Annotated in this window: 15 protein-coding genes and 6 pseudogenes; 10 read left to right on the top strand and 11 right to left on the bottom strand. The window is 61.1% G+C overall.

Annotated elements, in window-relative coordinates; translation table 11 throughout:
• Positions 1-264, bottom strand: a 264-nt coding sequence (locus BC360_RS32520; RefSeq protein WP_208858181.1) for a hypothetical protein, incomplete at its 3' end; no start/stop codon positions are given.
• Here BC360_RS32520 and BC360_RS15100 point away from each other — a divergent pair.
• The 3 genes and pseudogenes from BC360_RS15100 to BC360_RS15115 form a co-directional block, all read left to right on the top strand.
• Positions 233-499: pseudogene (locus tag BC360_RS15100) on the top strand (EAL domain-containing protein); the annotation flags it as partial. The gene BC360_RS32520 and the pseudogene BC360_RS15100 overlap by 32 nt on opposite strands.
• 866 nt (positions 500-1,365) lie before the next feature.
• Positions 1,366-1,842 (top strand): ProQ/FINO family protein, encoded by a 477-nt coding sequence (locus tag BC360_RS15110; protein ID WP_065795758.1) that lies wholly within the window; start codon positions 1,366-1,368, stop codon positions 1,840-1,842.
• Between the two features lie 332 nt (positions 1,843-2,174).
• Positions 2,175-2,378: a cold-shock protein gene (locus BC360_RS15115; RefSeq protein WP_065795759.1), complete on the top strand. Its 204-nt coding sequence runs from the start codon at positions 2,175-2,177 to the stop codon at positions 2,376-2,378.
• A gap of 573 nt (positions 2,379-2,951) precedes the next feature.
• Here BC360_RS15115 and BC360_RS33145 read toward each other — a convergent pair.
• The 5 genes from BC360_RS33145 to fsa form a co-directional block, all read right to left on the bottom strand.
• Positions 2,952-3,278 (bottom strand): universal stress protein, encoded by a 327-nt coding sequence (locus tag BC360_RS33145; protein WP_083222567.1) that lies wholly within the window; start codon positions 3,276-3,278, stop codon positions 2,952-2,954.
• Positions 3,279-3,331: 53 nt separating this feature from the next.
• On the bottom strand, positions 3,332-3,709 hold the full coding sequence (locus BC360_RS15130; RefSeq protein ID WP_065795762.1) for a GreA/GreB family elongation factor: 378 nt from the start codon (positions 3,707-3,709) through the stop codon (positions 3,332-3,334).
• A gap of 403 nt (positions 3,710-4,112) precedes the next feature.
• On the bottom strand, positions 4,113-4,427 hold the full coding sequence (locus BC360_RS15135; protein ID WP_065795763.1) for a hypothetical protein: 315 nt from the start codon (positions 4,425-4,427) through the stop codon (positions 4,113-4,115).
• A 58-nt stretch (positions 4,428-4,485) separates the two neighbouring features.
• Positions 4,486-6,021, bottom strand: a complete 1,536-nt coding sequence (locus tag BC360_RS15140) for an FAD-dependent oxidoreductase (protein ID WP_065795764.1) — start codon at positions 6,019-6,021, stop codon at positions 4,486-4,488.
• Positions 6,022-6,205: 184 nt separating this feature from the next.
• The gene (gene fsa / locus BC360_RS15145; protein WP_065795765.1) at positions 6,206-6,862 is read right to left on the bottom strand and encodes a fructose-6-phosphate aldolase; all 657 of its coding nucleotides are present in this window, start codon (positions 6,860-6,862) and stop codon (positions 6,206-6,208) included.
• 118 nt (positions 6,863-6,980) lie between these two features.
• On the opposite strand from fsa, the gene BC360_RS15150 reads away from it, so the two are divergent.
• Positions 6,981-7,346 (top strand): DUF488 domain-containing protein, encoded by a 366-nt coding sequence (locus tag BC360_RS15150; RefSeq protein WP_065795766.1) that lies wholly within the window; start codon positions 6,981-6,983, stop codon positions 7,344-7,346.
• A gap of 239 nt (positions 7,347-7,585) precedes the next feature.
• Positions 7,586-8,437, top strand: coding sequence for a LysR family transcriptional regulator (locus BC360_RS15155; protein WP_065795767.1), 852 nt, complete (start codon positions 7,586-7,588; stop codon positions 8,435-8,437).
• Here BC360_RS15155 and BC360_RS33150 read toward each other — a convergent pair.
• Positions 8,434-8,562, bottom strand: a pseudogene (locus tag BC360_RS33150) (two-component sensor histidine kinase); the annotation flags it as partial. The gene BC360_RS15155 and the pseudogene BC360_RS33150 sit on opposite strands and share 4 nt — an antisense overlap.
• Positions 8,563-8,624: 62 nt before the next feature.
• On the opposite strand from BC360_RS33150, the pseudogene BC360_RS15160 reads away from it, so the two are divergent.
• From BC360_RS15160 to istB, 3 genes and pseudogenes are all read left to right on the top strand, one after another.
• Positions 8,625-9,329: pseudogene (locus BC360_RS15160) on the top strand (IS6 family transposase).
• A 575-nt stretch (positions 9,330-9,904) separates the two neighbouring features.
• Positions 9,905-11,443, top strand: coding sequence for an amidohydrolase (locus BC360_RS15165; protein ID WP_244512734.1), 1,539 nt, complete (start codon positions 9,905-9,907; stop codon positions 11,441-11,443).
• 10 nt (positions 11,444-11,453) lie between these two features.
• A pseudogene (istB, locus tag BC360_RS15170) lies at positions 11,454-11,970 on the top strand (IS21-like element helper ATPase IstB); the annotation flags it as partial.
• Positions 11,971-12,961: 991 nt separating this feature from the next.
• On the opposite strand, the pseudogene BC360_RS30760 reads toward istB, so the two are convergent.
• From BC360_RS30760 to BC360_RS15185, 4 genes and pseudogenes are all read right to left on the bottom strand, one after another.
• Positions 12,962-13,168: pseudogene (locus BC360_RS30760) on the bottom strand (IS5/IS1182 family transposase); the annotation flags it as partial.
• Between the two features lie 334 nt (positions 13,169-13,502).
• Positions 13,503-13,835, bottom strand: coding sequence for a cupredoxin domain-containing protein (locus BC360_RS15175; protein ID WP_083222569.1), 333 nt, complete (start codon positions 13,833-13,835; stop codon positions 13,503-13,505).
• Positions 13,832-14,356 (bottom strand): DUF4142 domain-containing protein, encoded by a 525-nt coding sequence (locus BC360_RS15180; protein WP_065795769.1) that lies wholly within the window; start codon positions 14,354-14,356, stop codon positions 13,832-13,834. The genes BC360_RS15175 and BC360_RS15180 overlap by 4 nt, the downstream gene beginning before the upstream one ends.
• An 84-nt stretch (positions 14,357-14,440) precedes the next feature.
• A complete protein-coding gene (locus BC360_RS15185) occupies positions 14,441-15,064 on the bottom strand; it encodes an RNA polymerase sigma factor (RefSeq protein ID WP_065795770.1) in 624 nt (207 codons plus the stop codon).
• 194 nt (positions 15,065-15,258) lie between these two features.
• Here BC360_RS15185 and BC360_RS15195 point away from each other — a divergent pair, with 194 nt between their 5' ends.
• The gene (locus BC360_RS15195; protein ID WP_065795772.1) at positions 15,259-15,621 is read left to right on the top strand and encodes a hypothetical protein; all 363 of its coding nucleotides are present in this window, start codon (positions 15,259-15,261) and stop codon (positions 15,619-15,621) included.
• A gap of 194 nt (positions 15,622-15,815) precedes the next feature.
• A pseudogene (locus BC360_RS30765) lies at positions 15,816-16,400 on the top strand (transposase family protein); the annotation flags it as partial.
• Positions 16,401-16,427: the final 27 nt, after the last annotated feature.

Raw genomic sequence — 16,427 nt, forward strand, 5'->3', positions numbered from 1 at the left:
CTCGTGGTTGGGCTCGCAACCCTCGAAGCGGCACGAATATTTCTGTCGGTGCTCCTTGCTGGCTGCATGACAGCTATCACGCTTCAGGATTGGCGAAGCCTCAGGGTTTCGGATTTTACCAATGCGCTGGTCGCCGTTATCGGCATCACAGCATGGTTCGTTGGCGTCGATCCGGTGGGAGTGGCGACGTCGCGAACTCTCCTTCAGATCGCCCGCGATGCCGCACTGACCGGCGGTCGACGAAAGCAACCAGGCGGCCACCATCGTGCGCGCCGTCCTCGGTCTCGGGCGGGGTCTTGAGCTGCCTGTGCTGGCCGAAGGCGTCGAGACGGCCGGAGAGCACGCATTCCTCGACGCCGAGGCCTGCCAGGAAATACAGGGCTATTTCCTTGGCCGGCCGCAACCGATCGAGGCGTTCCGGCGCGTGACGGGCGGCGATTCGAGCTCCCCGGCCCTGTTGCAAAGCGCGATGGCGGGTGCAGAACGGGCTCCTGGTTGATGCTTCAGGCCGACATTTTTGCAACAGGGTCAGTTTACGAGGTTCTGTCGGAAACCGAGCGGTCAAAAATAGCGGCCTTGCACGCCGGCCGGCAGGGCGAAGGCGCCGATCAGGACGCGACAACCAATGCCAGATCATATTCGATGCGCCCGGGAAGGCCGCCATCCCTTTATAAGGCAGGACCGCGATGCCGCCGCCGACAATCAGGCCCCCGAACCAGCGGGCGTATGCGACGGTTGCGACTGCGGCCGCCAACCGGGCCCTGATTGGCAGGCTGGCACTGATCGGCATGACAGCCGGCCGGATGGGCCTCGTAGACCCCATCTGGCCGGCTGTGGCCATCGCCTTGGCAGGCTCATGGCTCGGGTCCGCCACAACTTGGACGGCCCGCTTGTACCGGATGGCTGGAGTGGTGTCGATCCTCGAACTCGGCTCTTCAGTCGTCCGAATCGGGTTTCAACGCCACCGTGATCTTATCGCAACGGTACGCCAATGCCCACGGTGGGGAATAAAGCAGAGATTGGAGTAGATCTGCCACCCCAAGGGTGTCGACGGCAGAGTAAAAGCCGGCCACGAGGGCGTAACCCGAGCGGGGTCTCCGGCGCGCGGCGATTTTGTTAAGAATTGCTGGTGGCCTTGCGGGCTCGGCTTTGAGCGAGGCGGCAACAAGATGATCCTGCTGCGGCAGGGGCAATCGCCTGCCGTCGCCTCGACGATCCGTTACCACGAAGATAAGGCGTGCAGCGATCTGTTCTCGCATTCCGTAGCAGTGCGGCTAAGGTCTTCACCGAGGTCGGACGTCGCTGGCTTTTCGTGTGGCGTGACAATACATGACAATTGCCAGATTGCTGCGGGTAACAACTGTGATGCGTGAGAAGCCCTTCCCAACGAAATCTCTGCGAGACACCTCCGGCCCGGTGGTGGCACGCGAGAAGGACGTCTTCAAAGCCGCGGCGATCAATGCGCTTCTCACCCGGCCGATCGCCATCCTTCCCGGCAAGGTTAGCGATCCGATCCGGCCATTCGCCCTCGGTCTCTGGAATGACATTCGATGCCTGCTGAAGCCGGAGATCAGCGTCTCGACATTGCGCAAGGCGATCGGAGCCTACGTGTACTCGAGGAGCTATCAGGTTGCGATCGCACGCCCAGGTTCCGTCCGCCATGACGTCAATGGAGCACCCGTCGCCAGTGTCTCGCACGCGGACAGATTGGACGCCCAGCAGAAATATGAAAGTCTGAGAACAGGCGATGGGTCGCGCAACACAAAGGCAGCATCACCTCTTGCTCGCCCAACCTCGCTGTCAAAGGCCGGGATGATCCGCGGCGTGGACACGAAGGAGTGAGTTGCTCAGCCGCGCGCCCTCTGTTTTTGCCGAACCGTACCGGAATCCGGGAAACAGACCTTCCCTTCCCGTCGATTTCATCGATAACTTGTCCCCGTTTCTGTTGGGGCTGTTTTCCCCCGCGTCCAGCGAGCCATCTGGATGCGATCCTCGCCCCGCCTAATCGGCGGGGCTTTTTCTCCGGCACACATCGACCTCGACCGACGCGGGTGACAATTGGCTCACCGAGCGCGCTGGCTCCCCTTTTTGCACTGGCGAAAGGTTGCAGGCGGCCCGGGCTATGAATAAGCTCCGCCGGCGGCGCACAGGCCGCTCAGTTGACGAGGATGAACATGACGACCGGTACCGTTAAGTTTTTCAACCAAGACAAGGGTTTTGGCTTCATCACGCCCGACAATGGCGGGGCAGATGTTTTTGTCCATGTGTCGGCGGTGCAGGACTCCGGACCTCTTCGAGACGGACAGAAAGTCAGCTACGAGCTGGGACAGGACCGCAAGACCGGGAAGTCAAAAGCGGAAAACGTCCGGTCGGTCTGACCTCCAGTTGTCTCACTCCAACATGAACGCTCATGCCGCTGTCTGTTCCAGGTAGCGGCAGCGCTCGCCGCGCAAGGCCTGGCACGTGCGCGCAGCGGCGCATTGAGAATGCAGCACCTGGAGCCGCGCTGCAGCGGGACCATCGCGCGCGAGGCCGCTGCCGCGATCGCCGTTCCGAGGAGGAACTGGCCGGGCGAGAAGGATGTGAGCAGCATCCACATCAACACGAGTGCAGCCGCGGATAGGGTAGCACTCGGCTCATCTGGCACTGCCCCCGGCGTGGTTCGCTCCCAGCGCGCCTCGGATGTAGCTGGATTGATGATGCAGCGAGCGGGCCGCAGGCTCGGTGTAACTGATCTTCGCGCCTCCCTCGACCGGGGCCCGGGTGTCACCGGTCACAGAATTTCCGCACCGGGCAATGATATCGAATTTCGCGTCCGCATTCTCGCCGGCCACATCCTGGACAAAGTTCCGGCATGCGCGATCGCTGACGCCTCGAACTGGATGTCGAAGGCCGCCCTGTCATCCACCCAGCCGCGATATGGGGGTTCGAACGCATGAAAAAGGGGCAGATTACGAACTGGAAACCATTGCAGGGCGACTCTCATATATCAGGGCGGGCTTAGATGAGTCCGACAGATCGGTCGCCACCGCTGCCCTAGCGTCAGTGTCAAGCACCTTCTTCTTGACGACCAGAAGATGGACGGGGGACGTTCGTGCGAGCGTGGTGGCGGTGCTTCCGATCAGCCCTTGCGCCAGGGGGCCGGTCCTTCCTATGCCGATCACAGTCAGTTCGGCCCGCTCCCTGGCCACAGCAGCCAGAATCACGGCCTCTGCCGGCCCCTCCTCCACTACCACCAACGAGCGGAGTCCTTCAGTATAGGCTAGTTCCTTGCGCAGGAGATCCGCAACGTCGAGGTGACCACCTTTGAGGTGCCTGGAAGGCTAAGAGCTTAGAAATCAAGCCTAATCACATTGATCTTCTGTAAGCCGCCCGTTTCTGTTTCCACGGCAATTGCCCGACCCGCTCTCAGGCCGAGCAGCCCCAACCCCAAAAGCGACTCTACTGAGACAGTGTAATTGGGAAAGTCCTGGCTCTCATTCCGGACCACATTGGCTGTTCTCGGAACACCTGCATCGACGCAGAAGGTCACGCGACTGTTTATCGTCACGACATCATCGGGGACATTCCTAGCGGAGCAAATTTCCGCCTGCGCCAGCTTTCTTTTAAGCAATCGGCCGTAGGCGTTGTCGCGAGGCGCCTGATCAAGAATTTCCCTAAGGATCGCATGGTCTTTTGTCGTTAGATAACACTGCGGCCGCTTGGACATGGTATGACTCCTCGGAACGCCTCAGCTCCGGCAAATAAACTGGATCTCAATTCGATTAGTCGATTACCCTGGCCGCTCGGTTCTCTGGTGCCAGGGCTCACGGTCCTGAAATGGAGCTACCGCCTTGAGCCAGAAAACGACGGAGTCGTTGAGAAAGCAGGACGAAATCCGGGTCCTTTGCAGCTATTAGACGATAGACAGCCTGCCAGTCGGAACTTGGATACTGCGTCGGCTCGCGGCATCGTAGCATCCGGACTTCGGGCAAGGCGGACATTGGTTCGCTCCGCAGGTCGACTGCATTTCGATACACTATCAGCGCTGAGTCGCCTCACTAAGGCTTCTTACACTTAATGCAGGCTGGTTAGGATTCTTCACCCCACTACCACTCGCTCAATTTGCGTCATTACCAGTCCTCTCCGGTTCGCTCGAAGACGAGCCACGCGGTTCCCTTTTGCGCGATCCGCGTCCTGCGGGCCTCCTGAACCCGCTCCGCCTGTCGTTTGGTGAAGGGCCCCATTGGCCGGGTCTTCTGTTCGCCGCAACGGACCTGGCAGTACCATTTGTTGCCATCGTGCGAGAAGATATCGACCGAGGTAGACGTCCCGTGCGGCTCGTGCTTGGCGATCTCGTCGATGAAAATGATTGACCTTGAGTAATGCCTGGCGGGCGCGGGCATATGCACGCCGGCAGCCAGATCACGATCGGGCAACGTTGGCATAGTTCAACTCCTCTTCTTCGCTGTGGCGGTGCCCGAGCCTTCGGCGCCTGTCTTGTCGTCAGAAGGCCATTTCATGCTCCATCGCCAGCTCGATCATCAGATTTTCGATGTCACGGGATATCGAAGCGGCAGCCAGTACGCGTCCGTCGCGCTTGAAGCGCAGCAGACAGTCCCTGCCGGCTATGTCGCCTTCGACCATGATTTCGTCCCATCGTTCCGCATGGCCGACATAATTGATGCTGACGTCGTAGTGCTGGCTCCAGAAGAACGGCACGGCTGTAAACTTCTCGCTCCGGCCGAGCATATTGAGCGCCGCGGTCTGCCCTTGCCGTTCGGCCACCACCCAATGTTCGACGCGAATGTTCTCTCCGCTATGGGGATCGGGCCAGCGCGCGATGTCACCGGCCGCGAAGATCCTCTGTTCGCTGGTTTCCAGAAATCCATTCACGACGATGCCGCGGTCCGTTACCAACCCTGCCGTTTCGGCGAGCCCCGTCCGCGGCCGTACGCCGATGCCGGCGACAACGAGGTCGGCGGCCAGCGTGTCGCCGCTGCGAAGCTTCACCTCGCCGCCATTGATGCTGCTTGCAGTCTCCTCGAGGTGGAAAACGACTCCGTTCTTCTCGTGAAGGGTCCGGATGAAGTCGCCCATCTGCGGACCCAGGACCCGCCCCATTGGGTGCTTGTCGGGTGCGACGACATGGACTTCGACGCCGCGAGCGCGCAGGGCCGCGGCGACTTCGAGGCCGATGAAACTCGCTCCAAGCACGACCACCCGGCGGGCCGTCGCGGCCTGCTCGATTATGGCCCGGCAGTCGGCGAGCGAGCGCAGCGTGTGAACATGGGGCTGGTCGGCACCCGGAATCGTCAGGCGAACCGGCTCTGCACCGGTCGCCAGCAGCAATCTGTCATAAGGGACCGAGTATCCGCCTGCGAGGATGACCTCGCGGGTCCGCGGTTCGATGCGAACCGCTTGCGTCCCGAGACGCAGGTCGATCTGGTTCTTGGAATAATAGCTCTCCCCCCGCAGTGGGACCCAGCTCTCCGGCGCCTTGCCGGCAAGGTAGTCCTTGGAAAGGTTCGGCCGGTCGACAGGCGGCGCCTCGTCGTCGCTGAGCATGACGATGCTGCCGGCATATTGCTCTCGCCGCAGCATTTCCGCGGCGGCAAAGCCGGCCGCGCCGCCGCCGACGATGACGATCTTCTCCGGCATTGCCTCGACGGGACGCTCGCTCGTTGCCGCTTCCGCATGCTTGCGCTGGCCGACGACGAAAATATGGCCGTCGCGCTGTTCCACCCACCAGCATGCCAGCGACCTGAAGGCGGGTGCGCGCAGGGCCTCCCCGGTCCTCAAGCTGAAACATGCGTGATGCCATGGGCAGCGGACGGTGTCGCCGGCCACCAGCCCGTCGGCGAGCGGACCGCTGTAGTGCGTACAATGCGCGTCAACGGCGAAAATCTCAGCCCCGCGGCGCACAAGCAGCACCTGCGCATCGCCGCAATGGCCGACCAGCTGGCTGCCGTCAGGAAGATCGGCAAGTCTGATGCCCCGCGCCAGATCAGGCCTAGTCATGCTTCTGTGCTCAGCAGCCATTCGGTTCTCCTTGGCTATCGAGATGGCGCCCGCTGCGAGGGCTGAAAGCTCCTTTGCGGGTCGCGGCCTTTGATCTCGCCAGCCAGTTTGTGGCCGCTGCGTTTGTTAAGCAAACGAATATAATCGTCCATTGCGTGCAGTTTTTCTGCTGGATCGCTCATGACAAGCGGCGAACAGGACATCACTAAAGAATGACTTGCCCCGTCCTGCCCCAGTCGGCGAGGAAGGACGCCAGTCCCTTCTCGGTGAGCGGATGTTTGGCCAGATTCCTAAGTACTCCCGGTGGCACCGTCGCAATATCGGCGCCTGCCATTGCAGCCTGTGTGACATGCAGAGGCGTGCGAATTGAGGACGCCAGAATTTCCGTATTGAAGGACTTGTCGTTGTCGTAGATCGCCCGGATTTCCCGGACGACTTCCATGCCATCGAGGCCGATATCGTCCAGCCGTCCGACGAAAGGCGAGATGTAGGCCGCACCGGCTTTCGCCGCGAGCAAAGCCTGGTTGGCTGAAAAGCAGAGGGTCACATTGATCCTCAGCCCGCGTTCGCTGAGTGCCCGGCAAGCCCTGAACCCATCCCAGGTGGATGGCACCTTGACGGCCACATTGGCAGCTATGCTGGCCAACTGCTTCCCCTCGGCGACCATACCGTCGAACTCAGTCGCGGTGACCTCCGCTGAGACCGGGCCCTCGATCGCCGTGCAGATTTCCTTGATGACCTCCCGGATCGGTCGGCCGGTCTTTGCGATCAACGACGGGTTGGTGGTCACCCCGTCGACAACGCCTGCGGAGGCAAGCCCGCGGATTTCGGCAATATCGGCTGTGTCGACAAAGAACTTCATCGCTTTTCTCCTGGCATAGTCGCGTGATGCGTTGGCAACGCGATTTTCGAGGTGATTTGGTCGTGGCAGATGTGAACGCGCGCCCTATGTCTGCGAAGGCAGGCGAGGGAGCACGGGCATGAGCATCTCCGAGAAGGACGTCAAACTGAAGCGTGCCTATGAGAGTCCGACGGACAGTGACGGCAAGCGTGTCTTGGTTGACCGGCTGTGGCCGCGCGGAGTCAGGAAGACCGATGCGGCAATTGACTATTGGGCGAAGGAACTGGCGCCAAGCACTGAGCTGCGGAAATGGTTCGCTCACGATCCCTCCCGATGGGCGGAATTCCGCCGGCGATACACCGCGGAGATCGAGGCGCATCGCGAAGAATTTGATCGGTTGCGCAGCCTGGCGCTTAACGGCCCGATCACTCTTGTCTACGCGGCGCGCGACGAGAGGCACAACGATGCTGTTGTCCTCAAGGAAATCTTGCTGGAACATCGATAAAACTGCCCTCCCGAAAGTGTCAGGATCGCGACGCGGGTGTCGGCCGTGGCGACCCCGCGCCAACTGGCTCGTCCCGCAATACCTTGGCTGAGTGCTCACTGCCGGCCCAGACGCGCCGGTTGAGTAGCTACGCAGCATGCGGCGCACGACTGGTGGATTTCACCCAAGCTTACGGACCAGCTAGTATCTAGCAAACGAATTTGATTGACATTTAAGCGCAACTTTTATGCTATACTTTGATGGACATTGAGCTCGCCCGGACGTTCTTGGAAATAGTTTCAACGGGAAGTTTTATTCGAGCCGCGGAGCGCTTGAACGTTGCTCAGACGACGGTCAGCGCGCGGATTCGCCACCTCGAACAACTGCTTGGCCGGCCGCTGTTCATTCGGAACAAGGGCGGCGCGTCACTGACGCCGGCGGGCGAGCAGTTCCTGCGCCACGCGCCAATCTTTGTCCAGTTATGGCAGCGCACCCGTCAACAGGTCGCAGTGCCGGCAGGGCGCCGGGCGGTGCTGACGGTCGGCAGCGAAGTCACTCTTGCGCAACCACTGCTGCTGAGCTGGGTCAGATGGATTCGCCGGTTTCTTCCCGATATCGCGCTTCGCGTCCATGTCGACGTGCCCCAGGATCTGATCAATCAGGTCGCCTCGGGAATGGTCGACGTGGCGATCATGTATGCTCCCCAGCATCGCCCCGGACTTAGAATCGACCTGCTGATGGAAGAAAAGCTCGTGCTTGTGACAACCGATCCGGAAGCGAAGCGCCTTGAGGAGACGGGCTACGTCTACATCGATTGGGGGCCAGATTTCGGGCGGCAACACGACATGAATTTCCCAGATGTCGCACCGGACCTCTCTTTCGATCTCGGTCCCCTCGCTCTCGGCTATGTCCTTGCGAGCGGCGGTTCAGGTTATTTCAGGATGAGCGCGGTGGAGCCGCATTTAGCGGTGGGTGAGCTCCATCTCGTACCCGACATGCCGCAATACTCCTATCCGGTTTACTCGGTGAGGTCGGCAAATGCCGATGAGAGTGTCGTGGGACCGGCCCTTGCCGGCTTGCGCGCGATCTCCGACGGCAACATCGAGGCCTAAGCGGCCGCGTCGGTCGATGGAAACAGCAGATCGACCGTGGTTCCGGTCCCTCGCTCGCTGGCAATCTGCAGATGGCCCCCGACCATCTGCATGAAAGTGCGCACCTGCGCTAATCCCATTCCGGTACCGTCCTCGCGGTGTTGTCACATAAACGGGATTTCAGTGGGCGAGGCATAGAACCGGTGGGATGAAGAATTCATTCATCAGTTACAAGCGCCACCGCTTCCCGCAACAGATCATCGCCCATGCGGTCTGGCTGTATTTCAGATTTCCCTTGAGCCTGCGGCTGGTCGAGGAGCTGCTGTTGGAGCGCGGGATCATCGTCTCGTATGAAACGATCCGGCGATGGGGACGGAAATTCGGACCGGCCTATGCAAAGCAACTGCGCCGCAAGCGTCCTTCACGCCAGGACATCTGGCACATGGACGAGGTGGTGATTTCCATCGCCGGCCAAAAGCACTGGCTTTGGCGTGCCGTTGATCAGGATGGCTACGTTCTCGACGAGATCGTCCAAAGCCAACGCAACACCAAGGCTGCAAGGCGATTGCTACTCAGGCTGCTGACGAAGCAGGGCTTGCCGCCCAAGCGGATCATCACCGATAAACTCCGCTCCTATAGTGCGGCCAAACGTGACTTGATGCCGACGGTTGAGCACCGGTCCCACTAGGGCTTGAACAATCGGGCAGAGAATTCTCATCTGCCGCTACGAAAACGGGAGCGAGCTATGCAGGGTTTCCGATCAGCCGGAGGACTGCAACGGTTCATTTCGATCTTTTCGACCCTCCGCAATCTATTCGTTGCCCCGCTTCACAATCGTTCCGCGCTCGCCACTCACATTCATCGCATCCGCGCCATGGCGCATTGGAAAGCCGTGACCGGCGCCGTTGCCTGATCTCGGAAAACCGGCGGGATTGCTCGCTCACCGTTCGATAACGTGACAACTCCGGACATGCCTTCAAAGGGCGTGTAGTCGCAGGCGCCGTGCAGGTCGCGCGCCTGTACCGTTCGTTCCAACTGAGGATCCCAAATAACGAGTATTTACATCTTCCGCTCAGGCGGGGCCAAACCGAGGAAATGCTCGCCGTTCGCGGCATCGGGGTCTCCTCCAGACCGGCACGGAGTGGGCCGGAAAGTTCGGCGGCGAATACGCACGCTGGATCCGATGAATGTCCAAAGCGCCTTCGCCGACACGTGCGATGAGATGGTGGTTATGATCAAGAGAACAAAGCACTGGCTGTGGCAGGCCATCGATGCAGGAGGTTATGGCTCGACACTCTGATGCAGGGCAGAGAGGCGGTGGCACGGTCGGTTCCGGTAGTCGAAACGGCGTCCGCATTCGATCACGAAGCGCGCTATTGAGGGTCTGCCAGCCGGACCTGCATGAGCATATGGGCACCGCGCAACGACCACCGCATGCATTCTTGGTCATTCGCATACCCGACAAGCGAGGCTGACTCGGCCCGGTGGTTGGACACAACCCGGCCCTTACCTGGTCGGTCCTCGACCATTGACAGCCGCCACCCCTACAATAAACTATCCATCTTGTTGGTATTGTCTCCTCGCATTGTCAAGAAGGACGCGAACATGGGCAATTCACAATCGGGGCTGTCTCGGCGCAGTTTTATGGGCAGCGTTGGGGCTGGAAGTCTGGTGCTGGGGGTGGGCCTGAGTAGCGGCGCTAGCGCAACGGAGACCAAACCGATCGATGTTAGTACTGTCACCACCCCGGTCACCGACGTGGAGAAACTGCCAAACGCTTATTATCTGTCCAACGTCCGTCTTGAGACCGGCTTTGTCGAGGAAAAGAAGGCGTGGCTCGATGCACCCGTCGTCACCCATACCAATACCGAGTTGAAGACGCTACGCATCGCCGACGGCAAGATCGCCGAGATCCTCGATGCGAAGGCGGAAGTTCCGGCCGGCGCGGCGGCTTTTGACGCGCAGGGCCAGCTCCTGCTGCCGACCTTCCGTGACATGCACATCCATTTGGACAAGACCTTCTATGGCGGTCCCTGGGAGGCAACGCTTCCCACACAGCATGGCCGGGCGGATCGTGTCGCCCAGGAGCGTGATCTCCTGCCCAAGCTTCTGCCGTCGGCCGAAGAGCGTACGGCTGCGATGATCCGTCTGATGCATTCGCACGGCACCACGGTCTGCCGCACCCATTGCAACGTCGATCCCGTCAGCAAGCTGGGCAATCTCGAGCACCTCAAGGCGTCGCTCGATCGTTTCAAGGATACTCTCGAGTCCAAGATCATCATCTTCCCACAACACGGTCTGCTGGCCTCCGACAGCGTCAGCCTGATGCGCGAGGCGCTAAAATCGGGCGGCGTCAGTTATGTCGGCGGCGTCGACCCCACCTCTTTCGATCATGCGCTGGAAAAGTCCGTTGACACGACGGTTCAGCTCGCCATCGATTTCAACGTCGGGATCGATGTTCATATCCATGAGGCGCGTGAGACGGCCATTCCTGCGTTCAATCGCATCATGGATCACATGGAGAAGAACAAGCAGTTGCAAGGTAATGTGACTTTCAGCCACGCCTATTCGCTGGCCGAACTCTCCAAGGAAGAACTCAACGACATTGCGACCCGCATGAAGGCGCTGGGCGTCACCCTGGCCAGCGCAGTTCCGTTGGGCAAGGGCTCCATGCCGTTGCGCGAACTGCATGAGGCCGGCATCGAGATAATCTGCGGCACCGACAGCGTGATGGACTGGTGGAATTCGTTTGGCAATTGCGACATCCTGCAGAAAGCTAACGAAATCGCCCGACTCCAGTATCGCAGCACGGAGTATGATATCAGCCGCACGCTGGGTTATGCGACTGGCTTCGTCACTCCGCTGAACGACAAGGGCGAGCAGGCGTGGCCGAAGGCCGGCGACGACGCGAGCTTCAACCTCCTGCCGGCGAGTTGCTCGGCTGAAGCGGTTGCGCGCCTGCCTGCCCGCAACGCGGTGTTCCACAAGGGCAAGCTCGCCTACGGTGCCGTCTCCAAGGCCGCATGATGCCGCCGCCCGCGGCCTCGACCGCAATCTCTTCATGAAGCTGGCCGGCTGCGACTGGGTCAGGCAGCGCCACAGCCTGCTGTTGATCGGACCCGCCGGCGTCGGAAAGAGCTGGCTTGCCTGCGCTCTTGGACACAAGGCATGCCGTGGGGACCTCTCCGTTGCCTATCATCGCCTCCCCAGGCTCTTCGCCACACTTGCCCTGGCGCGGCGACGGCAGGTATCCGAAGGTCCTAAAGGCCCTGGCCAGGACCGACCTGCTCATCCTCGACGACTGGGGTCCGGAGAAGCTCAACGACGAGCAGCGTCGCGATCTCCTGGAAATCATCGAGGACCGCTACGAGAAGCGATCCACCATCGTCACAAGCCAGGTTCCCATCGATCACTGGTACGACATGATCGGCAATCCAACCATTGCCGATGCTATCCTCGACCGCCTCGTACACAATGCCTATCGCATCGAGCTCAGCGGCGAGAGTATGCGAAAACAGAAAGCCGTGACCACAGACCAAACAACCCTGGTTTGATCGCGAAATGGGTTCAGGTCAAAAACACACACGACCCAGGGGCACGTCAACTGTCCGGCTTCAGATTGGAATAGCCGTCCGGCATCACCGGAATACGCAGTCAGTTCACTACCGCTATGTCTGGAACGGTGCTCGAATATTTCTACTGTGTGCCTTTGATGACGCAGGCAGAGAGGTCCTGCCGGAAGCCTTGTGTGGCGTGGAGGATGTCTTCGCGGCTTGATCTTAAACCAGGATTTCAGCTGCGCGAAAGGACGCCGAAGTGACCCACGAGTGGCAACAGACTTTGTTGAGCGAGGAAGCTCTCGTGAAACGAGCTACCGCGACCGTGCCAAGAATCTTAGCGCATCCGGCGATCACCCCCGATCAGGTGTCACGTCTCCGCATCGCAAGACTCGATACCTTTGGCGGGCGACATGGCGCTGGCTGGCGCCGACCACGTCTGGATTGAGGCCATAGAGGCTATGCGCAATGTCTAGGAAAGCCTCGCGCTCGCGGCGACTGAGCGGAGCGATCATGCGAGACCGTCCTCCTCGACGTTCGACATGCGCAGGGCAGCAGTGCGGGCGGAAATTTGGGACTCTGACGCTTAATGAAGGTTTCGACCTGTGTCGGTCTTTGCAATAGCAACTTGGTTGAGCCTGTCGCCTTGGAAGCTCTTCGCTCCAAGCCGTTCAGCCACGACCCGAGCCGATCATGGCGTCGATTTGGATACGATCGCGCCGATGCTGTCTCGTCGTGGTGAACGTCGCGCCACAGATCGTACGCTCAAGGCAATCGTCAGCACGCTCAGACCGTTAAGCCGATCAGACCGGTCGCTTCGCGACAGCGGGCGATCACTTCGGCGGTGAAATGGAAAGCGTCGAGGAAGTTTTCCGTTCGGTAGCCCGGGTTCTGGAGACGGATCCGGCCGCATGGGCCCGGGTTTCGCCGATGCGTCCGGCAAGCACGAGGCAATGGGCGGCGATCATCAGTGAGCGCGACACCCAGAACTCTGGAACGTCTGCAACAGCATCGCCCGTAGAAGCTTCCCAGGCGGGATCGATGGCCGCCCGATCGGCGAATAAAGCGCCGCAAACTCTCCCGCAAGCGCAACACAATCAACCGGATCGCCCCGCAACCGATGATTGCGCCGAACCCGCGCTTCGAGATCGACGTAGCCGAAAAGGTTTCCCGTCCGATTATCGCCGCCACGCATCCATCAACTCCGAATCTCTTCCAGGCCAATGAATCATGGCCAATGACGCCAGACCGGATCCTTTTTCAACAGCCTGCTTGAAGGACATAGCGGTGATGATGATGGGCGACTTCAAGCTCGCCGAACTGGACCCCCAGCACCGGAACCTGATGCAAGAACCTTCACCGTCAAGGCCACGTCGCAGATTAACGACCGGTCCTCGCTCCGGAACAATGGCTGCGCGAGCCTTGGGCCGAACGGCTCCTCCTTCCAACCCATGGCCCGCCTCGCCACAGAAAGCAGAGGCGGCCCGCCGGACCGTCCCTGCTGCTTTCGAGTGTAGCGGCGAAAACACCTATGCGGTCGTGACGATCCGGCCCTTCATGTTGGGGTGGAAACGGCAGTAGTAGTTGACGCTGTCATTCGCCGTGACCACTCGCGTCGCCTTCGTTCCGGGCGGAATGGTCACCTCCCAGCCGCCCTTGACGGTCGCGGTATGGGCGAACCGGTCGTTGTTGGTCCATTCGATCGTCTCGCCGACCCGAACCTCGACCTCGGTCGGGACGAAGGCGAGGTTTTCGATGGCGACGTGGACCGTGCCGTTATGGGCGCGGGCCAGCGGGCCGCCCGCGAGAACAGCCGCGCCTGAGAGAAGCAATTGCCGCCGGTTGAGAGTCCCCGTCGTCATTTCAGGCCTGCCGCGACATGTTCGGCATGTTGCTCATGACCCTGGAACAGTTTCAGGCCGGTTTCCAGCAAGCTCTTCAGCTCGGCACTCTGCGCCGAAGGGATCAGCAGTGTCTCCAGCGCCGCATTGACCTGCTTGTGATAGGCGACCTCATTCGCGATATAGGCTTTGTCGAAGGCCGCGCCATCGAGCTTGACGAGTTCGGCGCGCATTTCCTCGGCCGCCTTGGCAAGGGCCTGGCTGGTGGCGTTATCCTGCGGCGTCACCTTCAGCTTCTTGACCAGCGCCAACGCCTGCTCATTCACCGCCTCGTGGTCCTTCTGCATCGACTGCGCGAAGGCTTGCACATCCGGGTTTTTCGTTTTCGACAGGGCGAGCTTGGCCGCCTCCACGTCGATCGCCCCGGCGCTGTAGGCGACATGGGCGATCTGCGGATCGCTCGGCGCGTCGGCGGCGTCCGCAAATGGTGCGGTCATGACGAGGCAAACCGCGCCGAGCGCGGCGGTGAGAAAGGTCTTCATCGGGTATCTCCTTGGCCGGTCGTGTCGCCGGCGCCTGTTTGCATTGACACGACATTGGATGCCGGGCCGCCGGCGAGGTTCCCGCTATTTTTCGAGACCGAGTTTTGCGAGCACCGCTTCGGTTAGGCGATCGCACCGCGTGCCTGCGAAGGGAAAGGCATCGAGCAGTACCGGCCCGATCTGCGCCTCCAACCGGTCCCGGACCAGCCTGCGCGCGCGGTGAAGGCGCGTCTTGACGGTGGCGGACGGCAGGTCGAGCAGTGCCGCCGTTTCCTCGACGCTCAGCCCTTCGATCACCCGGGCGACGAACACGACGCGGAAGGGCTGCGGGAGGTCGTCCGTCACCTGCTCGACGAGATGCAGAAGCTGTCGCTGGGCCATGGTGCGCTCCGGATCGTCGTTGGATACCGGCACGGGAAAGGCAATGATCTGCGCCTCTCCGGCCGCCTGGGCGGAGGGAGCGGTGCGTTTCAGCCGCCTTTGCGACCGCATCCGCGCTAACGCCTCATTGAGCACGATGCGCGACAGCCAGGTGGAGAGGGACGATTCCCCGTGGAAACTCCCCAGACTCGCAAAGGCCCGGAGATAAGCCTCCTGAAGAACCTCCTCCGCATCTGCATTGCTGCGAACCACTGCCCGCGCCAGCCGATACAGGCGTTGATTATGGGCTTTAATGATCTGCCGAACGGCGTCGGCCTCGCCCAGCACGGGCTACGGCCTGGAGCCCGGCTGCGATGCCACCTTCCTTTTGGTGCGAGCCGAAACGCCGGCCGACGCCGTCGCATCCCGCCCCGTGCAACGGGCGGTCTACCGCAAGGGCATTCAGGTCGCAAAGGACGGCACGCTTATTGCCGCCTAAGCAAAAAATACGCATTCAAACATCGGCAAGAGGAGGAGCCAATATGTTGAATAAATTCGGTAAAACAGTCACCACCGCCCTCGGCATCGCGCTGCCGCACCATGTCTTCGTGACCAAGAACTATCTCGGCATCGCCCAAGCCGGCGAGGACGAAGGGATCGAGATCGGCACGACGATGAACCGCGGCACGCAGAGCGACCTCATCACCTTCAAGGACGGCATGGCATCCGTCTGCATGGTGACGCCGCCCGGCCAGAGCGGCTTCATCAGCCCCGCGGGTGAGAAGTCACCGCAATACGACGACCAGTTGAAGCTTTACGAGGCCTTCACCTGCCGCCCGCAGGCGCTGACGCGCAACGAGGTCGAGAGGGTGGCCGTCGAGACCCTGAAGCTGACGGTCGATTGATGCCCGGGCGGAATGGGCCGGTCAGAGCGGTCTGCCGGATGCCGGCACGGCTGACGCATCTGCGTCACGCTTAAACGTCTCGTCGAGATCCCATTGAAAAAGCCTACATTTCAGGGCTGCTCTCGGTGCGCCGCCCTGACATGCTTTTCCGACTGCCTGCCCTTGCGCGGTGGCACATACGCTGACAGTCGCCGATCAAAGGGCCGTTCGGCACTTGCCCAGATTGCGGGCGGCGGACCCGACATCGCCATGGCTGGTCCACCCGAAGCCTCCAAGATCTGTCGGTCCAGGGCAGAACCGTGACGGTGAAGCTTCGGTTGAGCCGCTGGCGGTGTGCGCATCAGCAATGTGAATGACAAACGTTCACCGACCGACTGCCGACGATTGCTTCCCCTTATGCGCGCCGGACAAGGAGGGTTGCGGAGATTGTCGGTCTGCTCGGTCATAGCGCCGGCGGCCGTCCTGGCGAACGCTTGATGCGACGGCTCGGCATGCCGGTTGGCGACGACATGATCCTGCGGCAGATGAAGCGGGATGCCGCCCTAGCTCCCTGCGTCTCCACGATCCGCGTCGTCGGCATAGATGACTGGAGCTGGCGGCGATCGTGGCGCTACGGCACGATGATCGTCGACCTGGAGCGCCGCTCGGCTGTCGACATCCTTGACGATCGGAGCGTGGCGAGTGCGGCGCTATGGCCGGAGCGGCACCCTTCTGTCGAGATCGTGAGCCGAGACCGATGCGGGCTTTACGCGCAGGCTGTTCGCCAGGGTGCGCTGCAGGGCGCGCTACGTCGTTCGGCCCGCCGC

It is taken from the genome of Ensifer sp. LC163 (genome assembly GCF_001695855.1).
Classification (GTDB): Bacteria; Pseudomonadota; Alphaproteobacteria; order Rhizobiales; family Rhizobiaceae; genus Ensifer.